The organism is Streptomyces sp. NPDC039465 (assembly GCF_055639315.1).
This window is the reverse complement of record NZ_JBVKAP010000011.1, coordinates 201,863-226,835: the sequence shown is the minus strand read 5'-3', so window position 1 is coordinate 226,835 and position 24,973 is coordinate 201,863. Positions and strand designations below refer to the sequence as shown.

General features: G+C 70.0%; 17 protein-coding genes and 6 pseudogenes. 8 read left to right on the top strand and 15 right to left on the bottom strand.

Annotated elements, in window-relative coordinates; all coding sequences use genetic code 11:
• Positions 1-95: 95 nt before the first annotated feature.
• Both ACZ7LT_RS30055 and ACZ7LT_RS30050 read right to left on the bottom strand, forming a co-directional pair.
• Positions 96-1,067 (bottom strand): quinone oxidoreductase family protein, encoded by a 972-nt coding sequence (locus tag ACZ7LT_RS30055; protein WP_471239260.1) that lies wholly within the window; start codon positions 1,065-1,067, stop codon positions 96-98.
• Between the two features lie 330 nt (positions 1,068-1,397).
• Positions 1,398-2,585, bottom strand: coding sequence for an MFS transporter (locus ACZ7LT_RS30050; protein WP_362806266.1), 1,188 nt, complete (start codon positions 2,583-2,585; stop codon positions 1,398-1,400).
• Between the two features lie 54 nt (positions 2,586-2,639).
• On the opposite strand from ACZ7LT_RS30050, the gene ACZ7LT_RS30045 reads away from it, so the two are divergent.
• On the top strand, positions 2,640-3,383 hold the full coding sequence (locus ACZ7LT_RS30045; protein ID WP_362806264.1) for an AraC family transcriptional regulator: 744 nt from the start codon (positions 2,640-2,642) through the stop codon (positions 3,381-3,383).
• Positions 3,384-3,399: 16 nt separating this feature from the next.
• Here the strand turns inward: ACZ7LT_RS30045 and ACZ7LT_RS30040 are convergent.
• The 3 genes and pseudogenes from ACZ7LT_RS30040 to ACZ7LT_RS30030 form a co-directional block, all read right to left on the bottom strand.
• A pseudogene (locus ACZ7LT_RS30040) lies at positions 3,400-4,114 on the bottom strand (Tn3 family transposase); the annotation flags it as partial.
• Positions 4,115-4,243: 129 nt separating this feature from the next.
• A complete protein-coding gene (locus ACZ7LT_RS30035; RefSeq protein WP_471239259.1) occupies positions 4,244-4,465 on the bottom strand; it encodes a hypothetical protein in 222 nt (73 codons plus the stop codon).
• A 122-nt stretch (positions 4,466-4,587) separates the two neighbouring features.
• A complete protein-coding gene (locus tag ACZ7LT_RS30030) occupies positions 4,588-5,727 on the bottom strand; it encodes a helix-turn-helix domain-containing protein (RefSeq protein ID WP_471239258.1) in 1,140 nt (379 codons plus the stop codon).
• Between the two features lie 470 nt (positions 5,728-6,197).
• Between ACZ7LT_RS30030 and ACZ7LT_RS30025 the strand changes: the two genes are divergently transcribed.
• On the top strand, positions 6,198-7,928 hold the full coding sequence (locus ACZ7LT_RS30025; RefSeq protein WP_471239257.1) for a hypothetical protein: 1,731 nt from the start codon (positions 6,198-6,200) through the stop codon (positions 7,926-7,928).
• Between the two features lie 340 nt (positions 7,929-8,268).
• Here the strand turns inward: ACZ7LT_RS30025 and ACZ7LT_RS30020 are convergent, their stop codons facing one another.
• Positions 8,269-9,348: a hypothetical protein gene (locus tag ACZ7LT_RS30020; RefSeq protein ID WP_471239267.1), complete on the bottom strand. Its 1,080-nt coding sequence runs from the start codon at positions 9,346-9,348 to the stop codon at positions 8,269-8,271.
• A 156-nt stretch (positions 9,349-9,504) separates the two neighbouring features.
• Here ACZ7LT_RS30020 and ACZ7LT_RS30015 point away from each other — a divergent pair.
• Positions 9,505-9,696: pseudogene (locus ACZ7LT_RS30015) on the top strand (transposase); the annotation flags it as partial.
• Between the two features lies 1 nt (position 9,697).
• Here the strand turns inward: ACZ7LT_RS30015 and ACZ7LT_RS30010 are convergent.
• A pseudogene (locus ACZ7LT_RS30010) lies at positions 9,698-10,901 on the bottom strand (IS110 family RNA-guided transposase).
• 102 nt (positions 10,902-11,003) lie between these two features.
• Here ACZ7LT_RS30010 and ACZ7LT_RS30005 point away from each other — a divergent pair.
• Positions 11,004-11,111, top strand: a pseudogene (locus ACZ7LT_RS30005) (IS5/IS1182 family transposase); the annotation flags it as partial.
• An 80-nt stretch (positions 11,112-11,191) separates the two neighbouring features.
• On the opposite strand, the pseudogene ACZ7LT_RS30000 reads toward ACZ7LT_RS30005, so the two are convergent.
• From ACZ7LT_RS30000 to ACZ7LT_RS29985, 4 genes and pseudogenes are all read right to left on the bottom strand, one after another.
• Positions 11,192-11,925: pseudogene (locus ACZ7LT_RS30000) on the bottom strand (transposase).
• Between the two features lie 165 nt (positions 11,926-12,090).
• A complete protein-coding gene (locus ACZ7LT_RS29995) occupies positions 12,091-13,110 on the bottom strand; it encodes a serine/threonine-protein kinase (protein ID WP_471239256.1) in 1,020 nt (339 codons plus the stop codon).
• Positions 13,110-13,847, bottom strand: a complete 738-nt coding sequence (locus tag ACZ7LT_RS29990) for a hypothetical protein (RefSeq protein WP_471239255.1) — start codon at positions 13,845-13,847, stop codon at positions 13,110-13,112. The genes ACZ7LT_RS29995 and ACZ7LT_RS29990 overlap by 1 nt, the downstream gene beginning before the upstream one ends.
• A gap of 27 nt (positions 13,848-13,874) precedes the next feature.
• Positions 13,875-16,358: an FHA domain-containing protein gene (locus tag ACZ7LT_RS29985; protein WP_471239254.1), complete on the bottom strand. Its 2,484-nt coding sequence runs from the start codon at positions 16,356-16,358 to the stop codon at positions 13,875-13,877.
• Positions 16,359-16,515: 157 nt separating this feature from the next.
• Here ACZ7LT_RS29985 and ACZ7LT_RS29980 point away from each other — a divergent pair, with 157 nt between their 5' ends.
• The 3 genes from ACZ7LT_RS29980 to ACZ7LT_RS29970 all read left to right on the top strand — a co-directional run bounded on the left by ACZ7LT_RS29980 (position 16,516) and on the right by ACZ7LT_RS29970 (position 20,017).
• The gene (locus ACZ7LT_RS29980) at positions 16,516-17,703 is read left to right on the top strand and encodes an amidinotransferase (protein ID WP_471239253.1); all 1,188 of its coding nucleotides are present in this window, start codon (positions 16,516-16,518) and stop codon (positions 17,701-17,703) included.
• A 134-nt stretch (positions 17,704-17,837) separates the two neighbouring features.
• On the top strand, positions 17,838-18,533 hold the full coding sequence (locus ACZ7LT_RS29975; RefSeq protein WP_471239252.1) for a ThuA domain-containing protein: 696 nt from the start codon (positions 17,838-17,840) through the stop codon (positions 18,531-18,533).
• Between the two features lie 89 nt (positions 18,534-18,622).
• The gene (locus ACZ7LT_RS29970) at positions 18,623-20,017 is read left to right on the top strand and encodes an NADP-dependent succinic semialdehyde dehydrogenase (protein ID WP_471239251.1); all 1,395 of its coding nucleotides are present in this window, start codon (positions 18,623-18,625) and stop codon (positions 20,015-20,017) included.
• A gap of 654 nt (positions 20,018-20,671) precedes the next feature.
• Here the strand turns inward: ACZ7LT_RS29970 and ACZ7LT_RS29965 are convergent.
• On the bottom strand, positions 20,672-21,595 hold the full coding sequence (locus ACZ7LT_RS29965; protein ID WP_471239250.1) for a LysR family transcriptional regulator: 924 nt from the start codon (positions 21,593-21,595) through the stop codon (positions 20,672-20,674).
• Positions 21,596-21,737: 142 nt separating this feature from the next.
• Between ACZ7LT_RS29965 and ACZ7LT_RS29960 the strand changes: the two genes are divergently transcribed.
• On the top strand, positions 21,738-22,925 hold the full coding sequence (locus tag ACZ7LT_RS29960; RefSeq protein WP_471239249.1) for a YncE family protein: 1,188 nt from the start codon (positions 21,738-21,740) through the stop codon (positions 22,923-22,925).
• Here the strand turns inward: ACZ7LT_RS29960 and ACZ7LT_RS29955 are convergent.
• From ACZ7LT_RS29955 to ACZ7LT_RS29945, 3 genes and pseudogenes are all read right to left on the bottom strand, one after another.
• Positions 22,850-23,494, bottom strand: coding sequence for a dihydrofolate reductase family protein (locus ACZ7LT_RS29955; RefSeq protein WP_471239248.1), 645 nt, complete (start codon positions 23,492-23,494; stop codon positions 22,850-22,852). The two genes, ACZ7LT_RS29960 and ACZ7LT_RS29955, sit on opposite strands and share 76 nt — an antisense overlap.
• Before the next feature lie 76 nt (positions 23,495-23,570).
• Positions 23,571-23,880, bottom strand: a pseudogene (locus ACZ7LT_RS29950) (hypothetical protein); the annotation flags it as partial.
• A 58-nt stretch (positions 23,881-23,938) separates the two neighbouring features.
• Entirely contained in the window at positions 23,939-24,943 is a 1,005-nt protein-coding gene (locus ACZ7LT_RS29945; RefSeq protein ID WP_471239247.1) for a PHP domain-containing protein, read from the bottom strand.
• Between the last annotated feature and the right edge of the window lie 30 nt (positions 24,944-24,973).

The window sequence follows — 24,973 nt, the reverse complement described above, 5'->3', positions numbered from 1 at the left end:
ACATGTTCAGACGAAGGCCGCTTCCGTGTACGGCGGACACCGAACCGAGTGATCAAGTACGACGCACCGTTCGACGGCGCACGTTAAAGATCAAGCTAGGGGATGACGAGTAGCTTGCCGGTGGTACGCCGAGCCTCCAGATCGCGGTGAGCTTGGGCGACCTCGGCGAGCGGGTAGCGGGCCGTCACGGTGGTCTCAAGCGCCTTGGTGCGCACCAATTCAAGCACGTCGGTGGCGCGCCGGAGCAGCTCGGACCGATCGGCGATGAAGTGATCGAGGCTTGGCCGGATCAGGGTCAGCGAACCGCCTTGGGCGAGCCGGATGGGGTCGAAGGGCGGCACTGCACCACTCGCGGCGCCGAAGAGCACCAGGTGGCCGCGGGTTCGCAGGCTGGCGAGGCTCGCATCGAAGGTGTCCCTGCCGACGCCGTCGAAGACGACAGGCAGGCCCTGGCCGCCATGGAGCCGCTTCACCTCGGCCGCGAGATCGTCCACTGCAGAGTAGAGGATCACCTCGGCGGCCCCGGCGCGCCGCGCCAGCTGGGCCTTCTCCGGTGTCGAGGTTGTGCCGATCACTCTGCCGCCGAGATGGGTGATGAGCTGGGTCAGCACAAGCCCCATGCCGCCGGCAGCAGCGTGCACGAGCACCGTGTCGCCTGGCTGGACCGGGTAGGCGTCCTTGACGAGGTAGTGCGCCGTCATGCCCTGCAGCAGCACGGCGGCGGCGGCCTCGAAGTCGACGCCGTCGGGCAGGGGCACGAGCCGGGAGGAGTCCACGACGGCCTGCTCGGCATAGGTGCCGGGAATCTCCACCCAGCCGACCCGGTCTCCCACAGCGACGTGGGTGACGCCGGGTCCAACCTCGAGGACCGTGCCCGCGCCCTCAGTGCCCGGGGTGAAGGGCAGCGGGAGGGTGTACCGGCCCTGGCGGTGGTATACGTCGAGGAAGTTGACGCCGGACGCGGCGACCTCCACGACCGCCTGGCCCGGGCCCGGCATCGGTTGATCAATGTCGACCAGTCGCAGCACCTCGGGACCGCCCACTTCGGAAACCTGAATCGCTCGCATGACCCCTCCTGAAACGGCTAACTTCCCTCACCAACTCCGGTCGTGGCGATCCGATTCCCGCTCGCGGTGAGGTGTCGTAGCCGTCTCGTGCCCACGTGGGAGAAGGGTGCCACCGACGGAATGGGCTTGCCCAGGTGACGAAACGCGGTCGACGGTCGGCCGGGCATCACGGCTCTGCCTGCGCTCGCACCGCAGCTGGCTCCCGTTGGCGGTCATCACCCGGGATCGCGGACACAGCTGCGCGGGATCGACGCCTGGCGGAAGCCACGTTCCTGCAGGTCAGTCAATTCCGTCGGTGGCCCTTGTTCATGCACATTGATCCGTGCAGCTCTACGCGTCCTGCCGCGCGGATGCGGGCGCGGGTGCGTCGGCTTGAGGCTTGGGGGCGGTGGGTTCGGGCAGGGCGCGGAAGAGGAGCCAGCTCAGGGCAGGCATGGCGATCAGGGGGGTGAGGGCTGTCTTCAGGGAGGTGGAGTCGGCCAGGTGTCCCAGCAGGGGGCTGATGAGGCCGCCGATGCTGACGGTGAGGCCGAGGGTGACGCCGCTGGCAGTACCGATACGGGAGGGCAGGTAATCCTGGCCCAGGGTGACCTGGAGGGAGAAGGGGACGTACAGGCCGACGGAGGTGAGGGCCACGAAGAGGAACATGGCCGGGCCGGGTGCGTAGATCACTCCGGTCACGGCGGCGACGGAGAGCAGGTAGGACCAGCGGGAGACATGGACGCGGTCGTAGCGGTTGGCCAGGGACCCTCCCAGGACCGAGCCGACTGCGCCGCCCAGGAACAGCAGGAACAGGGCGATGGTGCCCGCGGTGGTGCTGCCCTGCATGCGCTGCTGGGCGTAGAGGGAGATGAAGGTGCTTAGGCCGGTGAAGACGATGGAGCGGAAGACGACCGCCAGGGACAGCTTCACGAACGAGGCCACATCATCGGCGCCCCGCGGTGCCTCCGTCTTGGACGCGCCGGCCTCGGGCCGGGCGAGCATCCGGAGCACGGGCACACACAGAGCGGCGCCGGCGAGCGCGGGCAGGACCAGGACGGGCGTCCAGCGCAGGGAGCCGTGTCCGATCACGGCCGACACCATGAGCGGGGCAAGTGCGAAGCCGATGTTGCCGCCCAGGGAGAACCAGCCCATCGCGCTGTGACTGCCTTCGCTGGCCAGCCGGGCCACGCGGGCCGACTCCGGGTGGTAGGCGGCCACCCCGATCCCGGAGACAGCGACGAAGAACAGGGTGAGCTCGTAGGAGCCGCTCAGGCCGCTGAGCGCGATGCCCACCCCGCCCAGCAGAGTGCTGACCGGCAGCAGCCACGGCATCGCCCACCGGTCGGTGAGCGCCCCGAACACCGGCTGGGCCACCGACGACAGCAGGGACGCGGCCAGCACGATGCCGGAGGCGACCGCGTAGGTGTAGTCCCGTTCGGCCACGAAGAACGGGATCAGCGCCGCGACGGCGCCCTGGTAGATGTCGACGCAGGCGTGTCCCACGGCCAGCAGGGAGATCGATGTATTCCTTCGCACCCTCCCATGCTGGGAGAAGCACACGGTGTCGCGCTTTCGGTAGATTGACAGGTGATGCAGAAAGTCCGCCACGAATCCGTTGCGCCGACCCGGACCCAGCGCCTGGCCTCCGGCGGCGAGATCGATGCGCACCGACATGACGATCACCAGATCGTCTACGCCGGCCGGGGCACCATCGCGGTGACCACCGACGCCGGTTCCTGGGTTGCCCCCGCCACCCGCGCGCTCTGGATCCCCGCTGGCACCGTCCACCAGCATCAGGCACACGGCGAACTCGACCTCCACCTCGTTGGCCTGCCCGCCACCGACAACCCCCTCGGCCTGGACAAACCCGCCGTCCTCGCCGTCAGCCCCCTTTTGCGCGAACTCATCGTCGCGTACACCCGCGACCCCGACAACGACAGCCCACCCCACCTGCGCCTGCGCGCGGTCATGCTCGACCAGCTCGCCCTCTCCCCCGAACAGCCGCTACACCTGCCGGTCCCCACCGACCCTCTGCTCCGCGAACTGCACGACATCCTGCGCGCCGACGCGGCCGACAACCGCTCACTCGACGACCTCGGACGCCAGATCGGCGCCAGCGCCCGCACCCTCTCCCGCCGCCTCCGCGACGACCTCGGCCTCACCTACCTACAGTGGCGCACTCAGATCAGGCTCCACCACGCGCTGATCCTCCTGGCGGACGACATCCCCGTCACCGCGGTCGCCCACCGCTGCGGCTGGTCTTCCGCCAGCACCTTCATCGACGTCTTCCGCCGTACCTTCGGCCACACTCCCGGCGCCCGCCCCGCCACCTGACACAGGACCAGGTCTCCTAGTCCTGCCCGCCTCCGTCGTCGTCCTCGTCCAGCTCCAGTGCGTCTGGGTCGCGCAGCGGGCGCAGGGCGCCGGCGTCCGGGACGCTGGCGGTGAAGCTGTAGCGGCCGAGCAGATTCATAGTTGCGGTGCTTGAGCGGGGACAGCCGGGCGACGTCCTCGTCGCGGATCTCGTGGCCCTCGGCCCGGAGCTGAGCGACGGCTGCGTCGATGTACTTCGTCGTCCACAGGACAATCGCGTTGAAGCCCAGACCGAGCGCGCCGAGCTGGTCCTCCATCCCGTCTCGGTATGCCTGGTGGATGGTGCCGCGCTTACCGTGGCACACGTCCCGGGCCAGCTTGTGGCGGGACTCCTGCACGGTGAGCTGCCGGTTCATCTGACGGCGGTAGGTGTCGTCCACCGGGTCGATCACCCGCAGCAGGTGCTCGGTCTTCGCGATCCGCCCGTACTCCGCGAACGCCGCACCCAGCGGAGTCGGGCGCCCCTCACGCCCGAACATGCGCAGCAGGTCGTAGGCGCGGACCTGGTTGGTGACCAGGGAACCCGCGACCTTCAGCATGTCCGGCCACTGCGTGATCACCTTGTTCAGGTTCACGCGGTTGCGCGCCAGGTCCTCCACCGCGCCGTATGTTCCCGCCTCGACGCCGGGCATCGTGGCCCGCCAGAACCGCTGGTCGTCCAGGTCGCGGAACCGCGGGCTGAAACGGCAGCCAGCTGCGAAGTCTAGATCCAAACAAAACGGCCTCGTACAGGCGGGAGACGAGCTCCTGGCGGTCGGGGAGGACGGCCCAGACCGGGACAGGAGTGAAGTCCTCGGGCGACACCTCGCCACGGCCGTCGCTCATGATGCGAAGACCGTCTCGCCGTGCTCCCGCGTCCAGGTCCTCAGCACCTGCAGCTGACCGGGGCTCGTCCGGGTGAGGGTGAGGACCGCGGCGGTGTGGTCGCCGTCGAGGCCGACGAAGGAACGGAACTTCCGGACGGCCGTCTCACCGCTGCTCCACTCACCGGGGACGGCCGGGACGCCGGGCTTGAGCCGGACGACCACCTCGAACGACAACACCGTGCTGGACTACCCCGTCCATGCGGGGGCGCCCCGGCCATATCGCGTCCCGCTTGACCATCTGTGCCCAGCGACTTGCAGTGAGGGCTGAATACCGAAGAGGTCCGTGCCTGCGAGGCGGGCTACTTGAGGAAGCGGAAGACCTGTCGGGGCGAGTCAGTGACGCATTGCAGTTGCGAGACGAATGCCCACTCCTTGTGGTCGGCTTCCGGTACTCCGAGGCAGAGGTTTTGTCTTTGGTCTTTCGGTACGAAGCGGAGGTGGTCCGGTTGGAGGCGGAACCCGCCTCCATGGAGGTTGACTTTCTCAAGACGGAACTGCTCGGCCTCTATGAGCTCTTGGGTGCCGCAGTACTCGATGACCGCTGCCATTCCCTCTTGTATCGATGCGCCATAAACTCCCAGGCATCGCTGATCTTCGTGTTGTCTGCCGGGGAAGATGATCCTGTAGGTGCCGTTGCTCGTTGCTTTCACGGTCACGTTGTCGCTCTGTCTCGTGGTGCACGGCGTCAGGAAGAGGCCGATCCCTTCTACTTCCTCTGATTCTTCTCGTCGCTCGACGACACATCGGCCGTCCGCTGTGCGCATGCGGTATGTGCCCGACTCAAGCAGCGGCCGGGGAGACGGAACTGGAGAAGAGGGGGATGGGGAGGCGGACGTCGGGAGCGGCGGCGTCGTCCGGGCCTCCGTTGCCGACGGCGAGTGCTTTCCGCTGTTGTCATCGCTGTTCACCCACACCGTGAGCGTGCCGAGCGTGAGGGCGGCGACGGCGGTGACCGCGCCTGCGATCAGTAAGGCACGCCCGAGCCACGCTGGGCGTGCTGTGACGGGAGGCTGTACCTGGTTCGGGGTGAGGGGGTTCGCGGGCTCGTCGGCGGCATCTTCGGCGGACGAGATCAGCGAGCCGCTGTTGTCGGAGATCTTTTGCGCCGTCTCCCAGTCCGTTGATCGCTCGTGGGGCCTGGGCGGGGCGGGCAGGGGTTCGGAGGCGACGGCCAGGCGCCTGCGTGCGGCAAGCCAGATCTCGACGCTGTCCGCGTCACCCCCGCAGGCGCGGACGTAGGAGGCGACAAACTCCTCCCGGGGCAACTCCGTACGGTTGAGGACCCCGGAGACGGTGGCACGGGGCAGAGCCCCGCCGTCGGCGGCAGCACGCCGTTCCAGATCCCGCAGGCTCAGGCCCGCCCACCTCCGCAGTCGTCGCAGCATCGCAATGAACTCGGCTGACGTCGTGACCGACTGCGGCTCGGGTGCCGGTTCCATGACCACTCCTGTCCATTCATGAGGCGGACGAGCTCAGTCTGGCGATCTTCGGGCGCCCGGCACACCGGATTCACCAGCTCCGCATGACGCCGGACGCTGCCCCCGGGATATCGGCGGCTCTCCTGGCTAGCGCCGGCACAGGTCGGTATCCAGTGAGATGCACGGTGGCCGCCCCGCCCACACCCGGTGTTTCGCCCCTTCTATGAGGGCGTCCGCGGCAGGGTGCGTAACCACGTCGATGGGATCGGACGTGGCCGTCCTGCCGTCACGAACGGCCCGGACATGGCCACTGACCAGGCCGGACAGGCCCGGACCGTCCCGGACGCCACATCCGTTGCCTGGGCCTGCGACGACCCGCAACGCTTCTCCCATCCCCGCACCACACCCGGCGCCTCACTCCCGTGCCAGCGCCGCTACTGCCGCCTGCCACCGGCCGGCGGCCACCTGAAAGTCGATCAAGGAGATTGTCGATGAGCGTTCCGTCCCACCAGTACCAGCAGCGGGCAGCCCTTCCGTGGCTGCCCCAGGCACAGCGCCGCTGGCCCACCGCCTGGCGCCTGGCCTTCGTGGCTCTCGTGGCCGCGCTGAGCTTCGTGCTGGCCGGCCCCGCCGCCACCGCCTCGGCCGCTCCTCCACCCCCGCCCCAGGCGTCAGGCGATTCCTCGGGCAAGCCCAGCTGGCGCGACCGGGCTTACTCCGCAGGACACGAACTCTTCAACACGGGGCACGCTCTGAACCCCTACGACCCCTGGCACACCGTGAAGGCTGGGGCGCGTATCGGTGTCAAGCGGCTCTACACCTCTGGCATCCCCTCCTCCTGGGGTAAAGCCCTGGAAGCCATCGCGGAAGACTACGACGCGTTCAAGAAGGCCCAGAAGAACAACGTCGCCCGTGTACAAAAGAAGCTCGCCCGGGCGGAGAAGCGCCTACACAAGGCCCAGGTCAAGCTCTCCCAGGCCAAGACACCCAAGGCGAAGCGCAAGGCCAAGCAGGCTGTTGAGCGGGAAGACCGAAAGGTGAAGGGCTTGAAGGCCAATGTCCGGGCTGTCGAGGCCGGCCTGCCCGTGGACATCCCGACAAGGGTCGCGCAGGCCGACAAGCGCCTGCGTGCGGCGAACGACAAGGTTCGCAAACTCGAATGGCGCGCCAAGCTCCCCGGGGCCACCCCCCAGGTGCATGAAGACCTCGCCGCCGCACACGAAGAGAAGACCAAGGCCGAGGAAGCCCGCAAGAAGTTCCCTAACCCGCCCGACGACAACGACGACGCGGGTGGGAGCCGTCCAGCCAAGCGCGGCCCGAAGTCTCCGTCGCAGGGGCCGGGAAGCACTAACGCGAAGACTCCGCCGACGCCGCTGGTCAGCAACACGACGAAGAGCCCGCCGGCCATCAACGTGAAAACTCCGCCGAAGACGCCGACGATCACCGCGGTGAAACCGCAGCAGGCCGTCGTGCCGAGCGTGAGGACGCCCGTGGGAGTACGCGGGGTCCGTGGCTCTGTGGCCGCGGAGGCCGTCGGTGACTTGGTCGGACAGGCAACCGACGAGCACTTGAGCCGTAAGAACCAGAAGGTGCTGGACAAGGCGCTGAGCGACCCTGAGATGCGGGCTCGCCTGATCGCCGAGCACCGGGAGTACAAGGCGCAGGGGCCGTTCCAGCAGCTCGCGCGGCCCTTCAGCGGGAAGGAGTTCACCCCCGGTGAGATGAGGGAGAACGGCCCCAAGCTGATCAAGGTCGAGAAGACCCTCGACGCGGTGAAGAAGAAGGCCGACCGGTCCAACGCCGACCCGCTCTACCGGCAGGCCCGTACCGAGTGCGGCGGCTACGACACCTGCGTAAAGGAACGCACCCGCACCCTCCGGGACAAGAACACCAAGGACATCGCCGAATCCACCCGCAAGGCACGCAAGTCCAACGCTGACCCGGCCTACCGGCAGGCGCGCACCGAGTGCGGCGGCTACGACACCTGCGTAAAGGAACGCACCCGCAAGCTGAGGGCCGAGCAGGCGAAGGACACCGCCAAGGACCGCGCCGGCAAGGGCAAGCGGGACCGGGACGACAGCCGGGCGCAGTACTCCGGCAAGACGTCGAACGGCAAGGACACGGACACCACCAGCAGCCGCGGCGACCGGAGCGACCGGGGACAGCACAAGGACGCCAAGGCCGGCCCCTCGAAGAGCAAGTACGAGAACAGGGCAGTCTGAACCCACAAGGCGGCCGCTCGCCCAGCCCGGGATCACCCGTCGGCGCCGGAACCCGTCCACGACGGTGCAGTTCGCAAGTTCCGCCTGGCGCAGGAGGTGAGAGGCGTGGACACGCAAGAGACGGAGGCTGCTATGAGCAGGCGGACGTCGAGGCGCCCACAGCTGGGCGGCACTGTTGTCGTCCGGTCGGCGGGCAGCGATCACCTCCAGCCGTCGATCGGCGACGGAACGATCTCCGCGCCCCCGCCACAGCAGCACGCTCAGCCTCGCCACGCTGCCGCCGCCTCGCACGTCTCCGCCCTCCGCCGCCTTGCCGCACACCGGATCCTGATCGCCCGGGTCAGGCGCAGTCGTTGGCGTCCCAGCAGGTCTCCTCGGGGAATGGGTCACCGCCACCGGACGTGGGCGAGGGTGCTGGGGAGAACGGCGGCGGCTCGTAGGGTGGAGGTTCGTAGGCTGGCGGTGTCGATTCCGGTGCCCTCGAAGTCCGCTGCGGCCCCGGCTCGCCGGGACGAGCCGTGCTCTTGGAGGGCGACGCTGACCGCGGCAGCTGCCGTGTGGCTCCCGGTACGGGAACGTTCGTGGCTCCGGGCTCTGCCGCGGGGCTGGAGAAGGCGGGGGTGCGGGGTGTCCGGCTGTGCGTGACCGGCGGGGAGAACGTCACGGTGGCAGGCGGGCGTATCCGGTGCGCGGGTGGCTCGCCGGGATGGTCGTCGGGCGCCAGGACGATCCCGGTGACACCGGCCGACAGTAGCGCGGCCACGACCCCTGCCACGAGCGCCCTGCCCGGCAGACCGGCGAAGCCGGAACGGCGCGACACAGCAGTTTCCGGTCCTGCCGGCGGGGTGCGCGCCTCCGGGCCTGTCGTGGACGATTCCTCCTGCACGGCCGGTTCAGCAGCGGCCGCGCCGGTGTCCGCCTCCCTTTGGGCCACCACATATGCCTCCGCAGCGGCTGGCGGGTCCCTGTCCGGCTCCACCGGTCCGCCCGGTACGCCATGAGACGTGCCTTGCGTCGCCGAAACGTCGGCGCTGGAGTCACCGGCTTCACGCGGTCTTTTGACGGCGTCGTCCTGCAGAGCGTGCCGCAGTCCGCTCTGCGGGTCGTTGTCGTCTGGCGGAATCGGGACTGTCAAAGCTCCGGCTGCCGCATGTTTTTCGGCCGGCACGTGGGCACTGGAGCGCTGCTCGGCCTCGACGGCCAGACGCTTACGGACAGCGACCCATGCATCAACCTCGGACCGATCTCCGCCACAGGCCCGGACAAAGGCCGCCAGCAGCTCCTCCCGGGGGAGGTCACTCCTTTTCAGTACGCCGGCCAGCGTGGCCCGGGGAAGCACATCGCCCGCCGTCTCCGCCCGGCGTTCCAGCTCACGGAAACTCAGATTCGCCCATATTCGTAACTGCCGCATCAACGCCACAAACTGGATGGCGTCCTCCGCCACTTGGGGCTGAGGCCCTCTATCGTCCACGCTCCCCCCATGTCTTCAGTCTGCGATTCGGACATCGTGCCCGGAAGCTTAGGGCCTGTCCGGCGGATCATGTGACTGTCGGATCAGCGGCTCGTTGTTCCCGGCATGGGGCGGGGTGATCTGACGAATGCCGAGCGGGTCCGGCTGGAGCCACACCTGCCGGTGTCGGGACGGCGTGGCGGACGGTGGAGCGATCACCGGAGGGTGCTCAACGGGATCTTGTTCCGGGCGCGAACGGGCATACCGTGGCGGGACCTTCCCGAGCGGTTTGGCAGCTGGAAGAGTCTCAATGACCGTGTCAACTCGCTTGCGTGAGCGGTGGGACGGTCGTGAACTGCCTTCCGTCTCGGAGCATTGCCCATAGGACATCGACGCGGCGACGGGCCAGAGCGAGAAGCGCTTGCGTGTGGATCAGCCCTTCAGCACGCTTCTTGAGGTAGTAGTCCCGGGACGGTTCCCGGCCGCATCATGGCGGTCTGCGCGGACATGTAGAACAGCCACCGCAGACGGCGGTGGTAGCGCTTGGGCCGGTGGAAATTGCGTGTTCTGCGGCCGGAATCGCGAGGGAAGGGGGCCAAGCCGGCGTGGGAGGCAAGGCGGCCGGCGTCTTTGTCGCCAGACAGGTCGCCGACAATGGATACGAACTCGGCGCCCAGGATCGGACCCATGCCGGGCAGAGACTCGATGATCTCAGCACGGTCGTCCGTGCGGAATGCCTCGCGGATCTCCCGGTCGTTCTCCTTGATGCGCTCGTCAAGGGATAGAAGCTGAGGGGCGAGGTCGCGAACCAGCCGAGCTGCACGTTTCTCACCGGGGAGCTCGGTGTGCTGGGACCGGGCGGCCGCCACTGCCTTGGCCGCGACGGCGGCAGAACCGTAAACCCCACGCCGCTCGAGCCGGGCTGCCAGCCGCTTCTCGCCAGTCCTGCGGATCGCCGCAGGCGTCTGGTATTCCGTCAGCAGGATGATGGCCCCCTTGGCTCCGGAGTAGTCGAAGGCGCGTTCCAGAGCGGGGCAGATGCCCACGAGGAGGTCCCGCAGGCGGTTGATCAGCCGCACTCGGTCGGCGATCAGGTCGGCCCGGTGGTTGGTCAGCAACTGGAGTGTGGAGACCAGCTCGGGCGGCGTACTCAATGTGTCGAAGTCACGGCGCATGCGGGCTTGATCGGCAATGACCAGGGCATCCTTCGCGTCCGTTTTGCCCTCGCCGCGGTAGGCGCCGGACATCCGGTTCACCGTGCGGCCGGGAACGTAGACGACTTGCTGACCATGAGCGATGAGCAGAGCCAGAAGGAGCGTGGAAGCCCGGCCGGAGATGTCAACAGCCCAGCACACCTCGATACCCGTTTCGCAGGCGGCGGCGATGAGCTGGAGGATCTCATTCTCGTCGTTGACCACCTTGCGGGAGAAGAGCGCCTGGCCATCTCCGTCGACGGCAACTGCCCAATGGTGCCCCTTGCCGGCATCAATGCCGACCCATATGCGCTTGCCGGATGAACTCAACTCATCACTCCGTTCCTGTGCCAGCACCTTCATGGCCCAAGGAACACTCCGCCGACGGGTCCTTAACCAGCGATGTCCGCAGCTCTCAATCAGTGGCCGGAGCGTCCCAAGACGTGGAAGATCCTCCGCGACTGCCGGCTCAAGGGCGACGGCGTCCACCACGCCATGCTCGGCATCGCCCGGATGCACAACCTCGCCCTCGCCGGATAGGCAAGCGGGCCGCCACGTGGCGGCCAACCGCGCCCGAGGCAACCAGAAGATCATTTACGGGACAGCCCTTAGACCGTGTCCTATGTGGTCAGTCGGATGAGGCGTTTGTAGCAGCAGAGGGCGGCTGCGAGGCCGAGGAAGGCCAGGTAGTTGCGGGGGTGGCGTTCGTAGCGGTGGTTGAGGCGGCGGTAGCCGGTCAGCCAGGACATCGTCCGCTCGATCACTCACCGCCGACGCCCTAATCGCTCGCTCGACTCGATGCCTTTGCGGGCGATCCGGACGCCGATGCGTTTGCCGCGCACCCATTTCCGCAGGTCGGGAATGTCGTAAGCCTTGTCGGGGTCGTGTCTCGTTTGGTGACCGAGCACCATGGGCTTCAGGGCTTCACTGTCATGGATGTACAGGACGTGCATCTTGGAACCCGCCTTGCCCCGGTCCACGGGGCTCGGACCTGTGAGTTCGCCCCCTTTTTAGCCCGGACGTGGGCGGAGTCGAGGACCACGCGGGAGAGGTCGAGCAGGCCGGCGTCGTCGAGCCGGTACAGGATCTCCTCGTGCAGGCGGCCCCAGACGCCGGCTCTGGACCAGATCAGGAACCGGCGGTGTGCGGTGGACTTCGATATCCCGAAGCACGGCGGCGGTGCCCGCCAGGCACACCCCGATACCAGCACGTAGATGATCGCCGCGAACAGCGTCTCATCAGGCGTGTCCTGTGCCCCGCCGCCCTGCGGACGCACCTTCGACGGCGGGATCAACGGCTCCGCGATCTCCCACAACCCGTCCGGAACAATCCAACTCCACGTACCCCGCCCCATACGAAGCCCAACGACGCCCCACCACATAGGACCCGGTCTTAGACACCTCCACCACACCGGAGGTCTTCGCCATGATCAAGACCCGCGACTGTCAACAACGCTCGTGATCAATACACCTAGGCCCGAGACGTTCCGCATCACCGCGGCCCCACCTACGGGATCGCGTCACAGCCGCCCGCGGAACACCGGCATCGCCCACCGCGGCGGCTCCGGCGGCGGCCCGGGCGGCGCCGGCGGGACGCCAGGGACGGACCTGCGCCGGTCACGCCCCCGGTCCCGGCCCGTCTCCGCGTCCCGTACCGCCGCCCGCACCTCGGAGACGAACTCCAGGCAGGTGCCGTACCGCTCCTCCGGGGCCTTGGCCAGCGCCTTCGCGAGGACGTCGTCGAGGCCGGCCGGCAGGCCCGGACGCTCCCCGGTCAGCGGCGGCGGGGGATCGTACTGATGCGCCCAGAGCAGCGCCATGTCGTCGTCGCGGCGGAACGGCGGAACCCCCGCCAGGGTCTCGTAGACGACACACGCGAGGCTGTACACATCGCAGCGCCCGTCCACCGGCTTGCCGGAGATCTGCTCCGGAGCCACATAGTCGAGGGTCCCCACGAACTGGCCCACGCTCGTGAACCCGGTCAGCGACAGCGACTTCTTCGTCAGCCCGAAGTCGGTGAGGTACACATGCTCCGGACGGTCACTGTCGATGCCCGCGGCGACCAGGATGTTGCCCGGCTTCACATCGCGGTGCACCAGATCGTGCGCATGCGCCGCGTCCAGCGCCGAGGCCACCTGCAGGGCGATCCGCGCCGCCTTGTCGGGCGGCAGCGGGCCCTCCCGGTCCAGCAGCGCCCGCAGGTCCTGTCCGGCGACGTACCGCATGGCGATGTACAGCAGCCCCTCCGTCTCACCGGCCTCGAAGACCGGCACGATGTGCGGATGGTCGATGGCGGCGGCCACCCGCGACTCGTGGGCGAACCGCTTGCGGAAGGTGTCGTTGCGGGCCAGCTCCGGCGCGAGCAGCTTCAGCGCGACCGTCCGGTCCAGCCGCAGATCCCGCGCCCGGTAGACCACCGCCATGCCGCCGCGGCCGATCTCGCCCTCCACGCGGTAGCCCGCGATCTGCTTCCCCAGCAGCCCGGACGGCCGGCCGGCGGGCAGATCGGGGTCGGGGTCGGTCGTACCCGGCTCCGCCATCACCCCTCACCCGCCCCGGGCCGCACGTCCCGGTCCCCCGGGTCCACCTCCCGCGTCGGCTGCGGCTCGCCCCCGGCGTCCGGCACCTCCGGCATCTGCGTGACCACCTGCGTCGGCTCATGCCCCACCACCCCCGCGGGGGCCGTGTCGGGCCGTGGCGGGACCTCGAAGGGCACGGAGGCGGGCGCGGGCGCGGGCGCGGCGGGGGGCGGGGGAGCGGCGGCGGACGGCCCCGACGAGGCCGCGTACGTCGTCAGATGGGTGCCGTCGCAGTACACCCAGCGCTCGTGCTCGGCGTCGTACAGCCACACCGCCTCGCCGTCGACGACCATCCCGACACGCAGCCCGCGCGTCCGCCGCCGGAACGCCTCCCGGTCCGCCTTCCCGGCGACCAGGTCCTCGGCGGCCCGCCGGTAGCGGCCGATCGACTCCTCCGCCCGGCCGATCAGCGGCCGCGGATCGGCGGTCCTGCCCAGCGGCTGCCCGGCGGCGGGCGGTTCCATCGGTACGGGGACCAGGAGCCGTCCGTCGACCCAGGCGGACCAGCCGTTGGCGCACACGATCCGCCCCCAGTCACCCACCCGGTCCACCAACTGCACCGGCAGGAACGGATCGAGCGGCTCGGTCGGCAGCTCGGGGTCCGGGGCCTCCCAGGCGGGCAGGCCGTCACGCGGTACGACATGGGTCGGCCGGAAGTCCGGCACCACGGGACCGACGGAGCTGACGGGAAACGCCATGAGCAGCGCCTACTTTCGCTACCTTCGCTATTTACGCATGATCACGGGCTCGTGCCGGCGCAGCAGCCTCGCCACGACGAAGCCGAGCACCACGGACAGCACCACCAGCATCCCCATGTCGAGCAGCCACGCTCCCACGGTGTGCTCGAACAGCGGATCGCTCGTCTTCTCGTTGGGGGCGATCTTCCCGATGTCGATGGTGGCGCCCATCGCACCGAACGCCCACCGCGACGGCACCAGCCAGGCCAGCTGCTCGACGACCGGCGAGCCCTGGACGGTGAGCAGCCCGCCGCAGAACACCACCTGCACGATGGCGAGCAGCACCAGGAGGGGCATCGTGACCTCCTCCTTGCGCACCAGCGCCGAGACGAACAGGCCCAGCATCATCGCCGTGAACGACAGCAGCGCCACCGCGAGGGTCAGCTCCACCAGCGGCGGCATCAGCACACCCTTGCCGTCCGGGACGTTGAGGGGGACGCCGATGAGGCCGACCAGCGTCAGCACCACGGCCTGCACGACCGTGACCGTGCCGAGCACGACGATCTTGGACATCAGATACGCGGATCTGGACAGGCCGACGGCTCTCTCCCGGCGGTAGATCGTCCGCTCCTTGACCAGCTCCCGCACCGCGTTGGCGGCGCCCGTGAGCACACCGCCCACACAGAGGATGAGCAGCACGTTCATCGTCGACTCGGGGCCGAACGAGCCCTCGGACAGGGCACGGGCCATCGCGCCCATCACGAACGGCAGCGCGATCATGATCGCCAGGAAGGTCCGGTCGGCGCTGAGCGCGGCCGCGTACCGCCGTACGAGCGTACGGAGCTGCGCGCCCCAGCTCTGCGCCTTCGGTGGCGGCGCGGGCGGAGAGACGTCCGGCCGGGCGGCGCCCGGCAGCGACGGACGCCGCATGGCGCTCGCGATGTACCGCTGGTGGAAGGGGGAGTGGCGGTACTGCCCGGACCAGTCCCGCTCCCGGTCGTTCTCGAACGCCTCGAACGCCTCGGGCCACTGCGCGAAGCCGAAGAAGCCGAGGGTTTCGTCCGGCGGCCCGTAGAAGGCGATCCGGCCGCCCGGCGCGAGGACGAGGAGCCGGTCGCAGACGTCCAGGCTGAGCACGCTGTGGGTGACGACCACGACCGTACGGCCGTCGTCGGCGAGCCCGCGCAGCATGTGCATCACGGAACGGTCCATGCCCGGGTCGAGCCCGGAGGTGGGCTCGTCCAGGAAGAGCAGCGACGGCTTCGTGAGCAGTTCGAGCGCCACACTCACCCGTTTGCGCTGGCCGCCGGAGAGGGAGTGGATCGGCTGGTCCGCGCGCTGCTCCAGGCCGAGCTCGCGCATGACCTCCTCGACCCGGGCCCGCCGTTCCGCCTTCGCCGTGTCCTCGGGGAAGCGCAGCTCGGCGGCGTATCCGAGGGCGCGCCGGACGGTGAGCTGGTGGTGCAGGATGTCGTCCTGCGGGACCAGCCCGATGCGCTGGCGCAGCTCGGCGTAGTCCCGGTAGAGGTCGCGGCCGTCGTACAGCACCGAGCCGTGGTCGGCGGGCCGCAGCCCGGTCAGCGCGTTGAGCAGGGTGGACTTGCCGGCGCCGCTCGGTCCGACGACCGCCAGCAGGCACTTCTGCCCGACCGGGAACGACACCTGGTCGAGGAGGGTCTTACGGCCCCGGTCGACGGTGACCGCCAGGTCCTGGACGTCGAGGCAGACCTCGCCGGTGTCGGTGAACTCGACCAGATTGTCGCCGATGAGGCAGAGCGCGCGGTGGCCGATGCCCACGATGTCGTCGGGGGTGACGAGGGCGTGGGTGACCCGGGCGCCGTTGAGGAAGGTGCCGTTGTGGCTGCCGAGGTCGTCGATCCAGTACGTGCCGTCCGGGTGGGCGCGCAGCTCGGCGTGGTGCCGTGAGACGACGAGATCGTCGATGACGAGGTCGTTGTCGGTGCCGCGCCCGATCCGTACGGTCCGCGTGGGCAGTGGCCGGACGGAGGTCGGCTGCCGGAAGGTGCCGGTGGCGTCCGGGTGCGAGACGGACGAGGGGCGGGGTGGCGGCGCGAGCGGCACCGGCGCGGGCCCGGCGTCGTACTCGGGCGCGCCTTCGAATTCGGGTGCGGCTACCGGCTCGGGCTCCGGTGGGACCTCGGCCTCGGCCTCAGGTGGGGGAGGGGCCGGGGGAGGCTCGGGCGGGGGTTGGACATGACCGGTGAGGACAGCGCGAGGGCCGTCGGCGGGGTGGCCGAACCGGATGACGCTGCCGGGGCCCACCCCCCAGTCGTGGATCCGGTGCCCCTCGGTGAAGGTGCCGTTGGTGCTGTCCTCGTCGGTCAGCGTCCAGTGGTCGCCCTCCGCCCGCAGCACGGCGTGATGCCAGGAAATCCGGGCATCGGCCAGCACGATGTCGCTCAGGGGGTCGCGCCCGATGCGGTAAACCCGGCTCGGGCTCATCACGGTGGAGTCCCCGTCGATGTCGAGGACCAACTCCGGTGCGGCGGGCACGACGGGCCGCTCTCCCATGCGGAAAATTCTAGCTTTTCGTCCTGATGTGCGCCCTGCGAGCGGTGCCGGATGCGGTGAGGAACCATTCGCCCCGCGTCAGGTCCCATTCCACCGACCTGGGTGTCAGCATGGGACAGAGCGAGTTTCCGACGTCCTTGATCGAAAGCGGTTGACCATGGCGGTGGAACAGAGGCGGCCCGGTACTTCGACGACGACGGCGGTGGACGGTGTGCCGTACGGGCCATCGGCCAGGACCGGCCCGGCCGCGGAAGCCCTCGTCTCCCCGGTCAGTTCGCACAACGAATGGGATCCGCTGGAGGAGGTCCTCGTCGGGCGCCTCGAAGGCGCGACGATCCCCTCCGACCACCCGGTCGTGACCTGCAACATTCCCCCCTGGGCGGCGCGGTTGCAGGGGCTCGCCGCCGGCTTCGAGTATCCGCACCGGCTGATCGACCCGGCGCAGGAGGAGCTTGACCAGTTCGTCGCCCTCCTGCGGTCCCTCGGTATCACGGTCACCCGCCCGGACCCCTTCGACCACAAGCAGCGCTTCGGCACCCCCGACTGGTCCTCGCGCGGCTTCTCCAACACCTGCCCCCGCGACAGCATGCTCGTGATCGGCGACGAGATCATCGAGACCCCCATGGCCTGGCCCTGCCGGTACTTCGAGACCCACGCCTATCGCGGGATCGTCAAGGACTACTTCCGGCGCGGTGCGCGCTGGACGTCCGCCCCGAAGCCGCAGTTGACCGACGAGCTCTTCGACCCGGACTTCCGGATCCCGCAGGCCGGCGAGCCCATGCGCTACATCCTCACCGAGTTCGAGCCGGTGTTCGACGCCGCGGATTTCGTCCGCGTGGGACGCGACCTGTTCGTCACCCGCAGCAACGTCACCAACCAGATGGGCATCGACTGGCTGCGCCGCCATCTGGGACCCGGCTATCGCATCCACGAGATCGAGAGCCGCTGCCGGACACCCATGCACATCGACACGACGTTCCTGCCTCTCGCGCCCGGCAAGCTCCTGGTCAACCCCGAATACATCGACGTCGACCGCCTTCCGCCCATGCTGAGCTCGTGGGACATCCTGATCGCCCCCGAGCCCAACCCGATCGACGAGCGCCTCCTGAAGCTCACCTCGATCTGCGGCAAGTGGCTCAGCATGAACGTCCTCATGGTCGACGAGACGCGGGTCATCGCCGAGCGGCACCACACCAACATGCTGCGCGCGCTGGAGAGCTGGGGCTTCGAGCCGATCCCCTGCGACCTGCTGCACTACGCGCCGTTCGGCGGATCGTTCCACTGCGCGACCCTCGACATCCGCCGCCGAGGCACGCTCGAATCCTATTTCCCCGACGGGTCCTGACCGAGTCCTGACGGAGTCCTCACCGCCACGCGCCTCGCTGCCCCGGGTCCCGCCGTCCCTTGTCCCGCGACCATCGCCACCACTAGGTTCGGAGCCCGTAGAAAGCGCTCTCCCACCGTGCCCGGAGGTCGGCGTTGCCGCGCACCGACGTGATCGTCTACACCCGCACACTCGGCTACCGCCACGACTCCATCCCGGCCGGCGCCCAGGCGCTCGCCGAACTCGCCGCCGAACTGGGCCTGCGCGCGGAGGTGACCGAGGAGCCCGGGGTCTTCACCGCCGCTCGGCTCGCGCGCTGCGTCGCCGTCGCATTCCTCTCCACCACGGGGCCGGTCCTCGACGATCCCGGGCGCGCCGCCCTGGAGTCGTACGTACGCGACGCGGGCGGCGGCTTCCTCGCCGTCCACGCCGCCGCCAACGCCGAACCGGACTGGCCCTTCTACCGCACCCTGCTCGGAACCCGCTTCGACGGGCACCCGGAGATCCAGCCCGCGGAGATCAGCGTGGACGATCCGCACCACCCCGCCACCGCCCATCTCCCGGCCCGCTGGCGCTGGACCGACGAGTGGTACAACTTCACCGCGCACCCCCGCGACGCAGGTGTCCATGTGCTGGCCCGGGTGGACGAATCCACCTACCGCGGAGGCACCCTCGGCACCGACCATCCGCTCGCCTGGTGCCACCCGGTCGGCCGCGGACGCGCCCTGTTCACCGCACTCGGCCACGCCACGGAGGCGTACGCCCACCCCGACTTCCGCGCCCACCTCTCCGGCGCGCTGCGCTGGGTGACCGGGACGGACCGCGGCGCCGGGCGCGCGGGCCCGCACTGACCCGCGTTGCGGGCGGGCGCCCCAGGCGGCAGGGTCGAAGAGGCGACCGCCCCACGACGAGGCCCCCTGCCCAGCGACGAGGAGGACCCATGCCCATCGCCACGGTGAATCCCGCGACCGGCGAGACCCTGCGCACGTACGAGGCCCTCGGCCCCGACGCCGTCGAACGGTGCCTCGCCGACGCCGAGGCCGCCTTCCGGGCGTACCGCACCACCGGATTCGCCGAGCGCGCCGAACTCCTCACGCGCGCCGCCGCCCTCCTGGAGGAGGACCAGGAAGACATCGCGCGCACCATGACCACCGAGATGGGCAAACCCCTCGTCGCGGCCCGCGCCGAGGCGGCCAAGTGCGTCAAGGCCATGCGGTGGTACGCCGCCAACGCCGAGTCCCTCCTCGCCGACGAGCACCCCGCCGACTCCGACGTACGCGACTCGGGCGCCTCCGCGGCCCGGGCCCACTACCGGCCCATGGGCGTGATCCTCGCCGTCATGCCCTGGAACTTCCCGCTCTGGCAGGTCGTACGGTTCGCCGCCCCCGCCCTGATGGCGGGCAACGTCGGTCTCCTCAAACACGCCTCCAACGTGCCGCAGACCGCGCTCTACCTCGGCGAACTCTTCCACCGCGCCGGCTACCCCCGAGGCTGCTTCCAGACCCTGCTGATCGGCTCGGGAGCCGTCGAAACGGTCCTGCGCGACCCCCGGGTGGCCGCCGCCACCCTCACCGGCAGTGAACCGGCCGGCCGCGCGGTCGCCTCCGTCGCCGGCGACGAGGTGAAGAAGACGGTCCTGGAACTGGGCGGCAGCGACCCGTACGTGGTGATGCCGTCGGCCGACATCCCCAAGGCCGCCAAGACCGCCGTCACCGCGCGCGTTCAGAACAACGGCCAGTCCTGCATCGCCGCCAAACGCTTCATCGTCCACACCGACGTGTACGACGAGTTCGCCGAACGGTTCACCGCGGGCATGGCCGGCCTCGCCGTCGGCGACCCGCTGCTCTCCTCCACCGACGTCGGGCCCCTCGCCACCGAGCAGGGCCGCGGCGACGTGGAGGCACTCGTCGATGACGCGGTCCGCAAGGGCGCCACGGTGCTGTGCGGCGGCCGGCGCCCGCCCGAGCACCAGCGCGGATGGTTCTACGAGCCCACGGTCCTCACCGACGTCGGCCCCGCGATGCGCATCGACCAGGAGGAGGCCTTCGGGCCGGTCGCCACGCTCTACCGCGTCGCGAACCTCGATGAGGCCATCCACCGGGCCAACCACACGCCGTTCGGCCTCAGTTCCAACGTGTGGACCCGCGACGACACCGAGATCACCCGCTTCGTCCGCGACCTCCAGGCCGGCGGCATCTTCTTCAACGGCATGACCGCCTCCCACCCGGCCTTCCCCTTCGGCGGCGTCAAACGCTCGGGCTACGGCCGTGAGCTGTCGGGCCACGGCATCCGTGAGTTCTGCAACGTCACGACGGTGTGGCACGGAGCCGAGTAGCCGCGACCCGCGAGGCGTTCGCTGCCGCCCCGACCGTCAAGGGCCGGCCGCGGAGCCTGCCCACCCCACTAGGCCTATGTGATGTTGTGATCAGTCGGCGGCCTTCAGGAGGTCGTCGCACTCGGCCGGTCGGGCGCCGGGCAGCCGTGCGCGGGCGGGCACGTCAGGTTGACTGTCAGCCCTCGTGCCTGGCTGGGGCCGGTGGCCGTGCCCGCAGCCGCCCGGCGGCGGCCAACACGTGCAGGCGACGCTGGCCGCCCGTGTCCCCCCTTGGGTGCCGACGCGAGGGCGGCGGCCGCACGCAACGAGGTGGGCGAGGGCATGCCGTTCACGGGGGTGGACGTCGGCCGGCGTCCGACGCGTTCGGCGTGGGGTCCCGGTTACGGGACCGAGGCCTGCCTGGCCGGCCTGGTCTGCCTGGCTTCGGCTTCGAGGCCCTCGGGCTGCCGGAAGTGGTGGCGTCGACGACCATGAACAACCTTCGCTCCCAAGCAGAGATGCGCCCGATCGGCATGACTTGGGACCCGGCCGACGACTTCGAGGATCCGAGCGTGCCCGAGCGGCCGCTTCGCCCGTGCGCGCTCTACCGGACGCTCGCGGCGTACCACAATGGACGGGTTCTGTAGCAGGTGCCACCGGTCGGGCAGGGCGACGTCAGACGGGAGTACGGGCGGCGGCTGCCCGCGGCCCCGCCGGGGCCAGGACGACGGCCGCCAGGTGCTCGCGGAACCAGCGGTGCCCCGGGTCGGCCGAGTTGCGGGGGTGCCAGGCCATCCCGAGGTCCAGGGGCTCAAGGTCGAGGGGGACGGGGAACGTCCGCAGTCCCATGGCGGAAATGGTGTCGGGGAGCCAGTCGGCCAGGCTGAGCGCGACGAGGTCGGTGTCCCGGGCGAGCATCATCGCGCTCGTGTGGCTGGGCACCACGACCGCGGTCCGGCGCCGCAGCCCGAGTTCCGCGAGCGCGCTGTCGATGGGCCCGAGGCGCTTACCGAGCCGGGAGATGCCGATGTGGTCGGCCGCGGCGAAACGGCGGGCGTCGATCCGCCCGTCGAAGAGGGGATGACCGCTGCGGGCGATGCCGACCAGCGGCTTCCGGGTGAGCTGCCGGGTTCGGATCTCCGGGTCCAGGTGCCCCAAGACGCCCAGTTCGACGTCCACCCAGCCCTGCCGCAGCCCAGGGCCGCCCTCCACTGCCTCCGGCAGGAAGACGACGTCAACCTGCGGGGCCTCCGCGTGGATCCGATCGGTCAGGCTCCCGGCCAGTCCCACCAGCAGCAGGTCGGTGGCCTGCACCGTGAAGGTGCGCTGGAGGTGCGCGGAATCGAAACCGGGACCGGGCCGCAGGACGTTGTCGCAGCCGCGCAGCAACGCGCCGACCTCCTCCCGGAGTTCCATGGCGCGCGGGGTCGGGACCATCCCCTGGCCGGCCCGGACCAGCAGCGGGTCGCCGACGGCACGGCGGAGCCGGGCCAGGGTACGGCTGACCGCCGCGGGCGAGGTGCCCAGGCGCTCCGCTGCGCGGGTCACGCTGTTCTCCTGGAGCAGGGCGTCCAGGGCTCGCAGCAGGTTGAGATCCATCGATGCCTCCTGAGCTGCACTTTTACGCCTGAGTCAATGATTGCGTGCCAATCCTTGCATTGCTGCGGCATCCTGCGGTGCGGAGAGTGGAGATGCCCGCGAAGACGCGCGGCATTCCCTTCCCCCCTTTCAAGGAGTGGCTGTGCAGCAGTCCCCCCGTGCCGGTCGGGACGGCGACGTCCTGGCCGTCGTCAGTCAGAGCGGACCGACGGTCTCGTTCTTCGACGCCGCCTCCGACCGGCACCTCGGCGATGTGCAAGTCCCCGCGGAGCCCCACGAGTTGTGCTTCGACCCGACGCGGCGACTGCTGTGGTGCACCCTGACGTACCACTCGGGCTACTACCACGCGAACGGCGGCCGGCGCACCGAACTGGCCGTCATCGACCCCGACACCCGCCGCGTCGTCGAGGTCGTCGACCTCGCCCCGGAACACGGGCCGCACGGGCTGGCACTGGACCCGGTGCGCGGGCGCCTGTACGTCAGTGTGGAGAGTACGGACGACCGGCCCGGCGGGGTCGTGGTGATCGACACGGAGACCCGCCGGCCCCTGGGCAGGATCGACACGGACGCGCCCGGCCCGCACTGGTTCGCCATCGATCCGGCGGGGCGGACGGGCTACGCCACCAACAAGGAAGCGCCGTTCGTGTCGGTCGTAGACCTCGAACGGGGCATCCTCACCGCGAAGGTCGAGGTACCGGGCAGTGAGGGCCTCGCCGTCTCCGCCGACGGCACGCACGCCTTCGTCGCCGCGCCCTACGGCAACTTCTCCGGCACCGCCGAGGAACGGCCGCCCACCGGAATCCGTGTCATCGACCCCCGGACAGCGGCCGTCGTCGACACCCTGCCCACAGAGGACATCGTCCTGCCGGTGCACTTGACCTCGACGGGCAGGCTGCTCGCGGGCGAAATGCGCATGGCGCCCGATGCGGTCTCCCGACTCGGACGCCACGCACCAGGCCGCCTCACCGTGTTCTGCGCCGACACCCGCAAGCAGCTGGGTGACCTCGAGGTCGGCCTCTTCCCGCTGACCATCACCTCGTCCCCCGACGGCCGGCTCGCCTATGTGGCCTGCGTCGTCTCGTCCACCGTCGACATCGTCGACCTGGAGACGCTGGAGCGCCTGGCCCGGCTGGACATCGCCAGGCTCGGCGAGCCCGGCGCGCACGGCCTCACGTACGTCCCGCGTCCGGCCTGTCCGCCGCCCGGACCCACCAGGCACGGGGGGTGGGTCCAGTCGTCGCTACGGTCGCCGCTTCAGTCGGCCCTTCCGGCACCGCGATCGGGTGCGCTCATGTCTCCCGTGGCGGGAGTGCCGTCGGCGAGCCCGTAGCGCAGGTACACAGCGCCCTTCGGGCCGGCCGCCGGGGGCTCGAGGAGCGTGAGGTTGGTGGGCACCGCGCCGCCCTCGAACACCTTCTTCCCGACGCCGAGCACGATCGGGTACAGCCACAGGTCGAGACGGTCGAAGAGCTTCTCGCGCAGCAGGGTCTGCACGAGGTTCAGGCTCCCGACGACCTTCACGTGCTCGTGCCGGTCACGGATCTCGCGCACCGCGCCGCCAAGGTCCGGGCCGAGCTGCCTGGACCCGGCCCACGACAGGTCGGGCCTGCCGCGGGAGGCCACGTACTTCGGGACGCTGTTGAAGAGCGTGGCGATCTCGTTGTCCTCGCCGCCCTCCTGATGAGGCCAATAGGCGGCGAAGATGTCGTACGTCCGCCGGCCGAGCAGGAGGGCGTCCGTGCCCTCGTACGCGGCACCGACCTGCGCCCCGGCGACCTCGTCCAGCAGGGGCGCCTGCCAGCCGCCGAACGGGAACCCCGCCGGGTCCTCGTCGGGGCCGCCGGGAGCCTGCCCGACGAGGTCGAGGGTCGCGAACAGCTCGATGTGGATGAGGCCCACGGCACACTCCCGATGAGTCGGTTGTCTCTGTCTCCGTCAAGAGATAAACCCGCAGCAGCCCGCAGACTCATTGCCGCGCCGGAACCCGGCTCGACCACTGCTGTGATCGGTTGGCGGCCTTCAGGAGGTCGTCGATCCAGACATCGTGGCTGACGGGCAGGCCGCCCCTTGCGCCCTTCTTCTTGCGGTTGGTGTCCTGGTCCCTCTTCTCCGGGATGGCCGCCTCAATCTTGCGTTTGCGCAGGTAGGTGCGGTTACCGCGGGACGAGTGGGACTTGTCCGCGGCAACCGCGCCGGGCTGGGCCTGGTGCGGGGACGCCGACGGGCAGACTGGCCCGCACCCTGCTGAGCACGGGGATGAATTGCGGACTGTCAGCGTCCTGCCCGACCGCCCCCTTTTGCGGGCCTCCTCCTGCTCACGCGTCCACTAGCCCGCCCACTCCACTAGCCCGCCCACTCCAGCAGCTGGTCCGCCGGCCAGGTGTTGATCACCCGTTCGGGCGGGACCCCGCACTCCTCCGCGCGGGCGCAGCCGAAGATCTGCCAGTCCAGCTGGCCCGGGGCGTGCGCGTCCGTGTCGACGGCGAAGAGCGTGCCCGCCTCCAGGGCGCGGTGGATCAGGCGGCGCGGGGGGTCCAGGCGTTCCGGGCGGCTGTTGATCTCGACCGCTGTGCCGGACTCCGCGCACGCCTCGAAGACCCGGTCCGCGTCGAACGTGGACTCGGGCCGGCCCCGGCCGGTGATCAGCCGGCCCGTGCAGTGGCCGAGCACGTCCATCAGCGGGTTGCGGACGGCCTTCACCATCCGCCGGGTCATCGCGGGCGCGTCCATCCGCAGTTTGGAGTGGACCGAGGCCACCACCAGGTCGAGCTGTTCGAGCAGCTCCGGCTCCTGGTCCAGGGAGCCGTCCAGCAGGATGTCGCATTCGATGCCCGTCAACAGCCGGAACGGCGCCCACCGTTCGTTGAGCTCCGCCACCACCTCCAGCTGCTCACGCAGCCGCTCGGGCGACAGCCCGCGGGCGACGGTCAGCCGCGGTGAGTGGTCGGTCAGTACCGCCCACTCATGGCCGAGCGCTGCCGCGGCCCGCCCCATCGCCTCGATCGAGGAGCCGCCGTCCGACCAGTCGGAGTGCAGATGGCAGTCCCCGCGCAGCGCGGCCCGCAGCCGTTCACCGCTCTCCGTCCGGGGCAGCGGGGCCTCCTCCTCCAAACGGACCAGGTAGGACGGAACTTCACCGGCCAGCGCCTCCCGTACCACCTTGGCCGTCTTCGGGCCGATGCCCTTGACCTCCTCCAGCGTCCCGGCCACGGCCCGGCGCTCGGCCTCGCCCGGCGCCATCGCCGCGACCGCCTCCGCCGCGTTGCGGAACGCGCGGACGCGGTACGTGGGTTCTTGGGACCGCTCCAGCAGGAACGCGATCCGGTCCAGCGCCGTCACCGGGTCCATCGCCGCGTCTCCTTACGTCAGCTCGTCAGC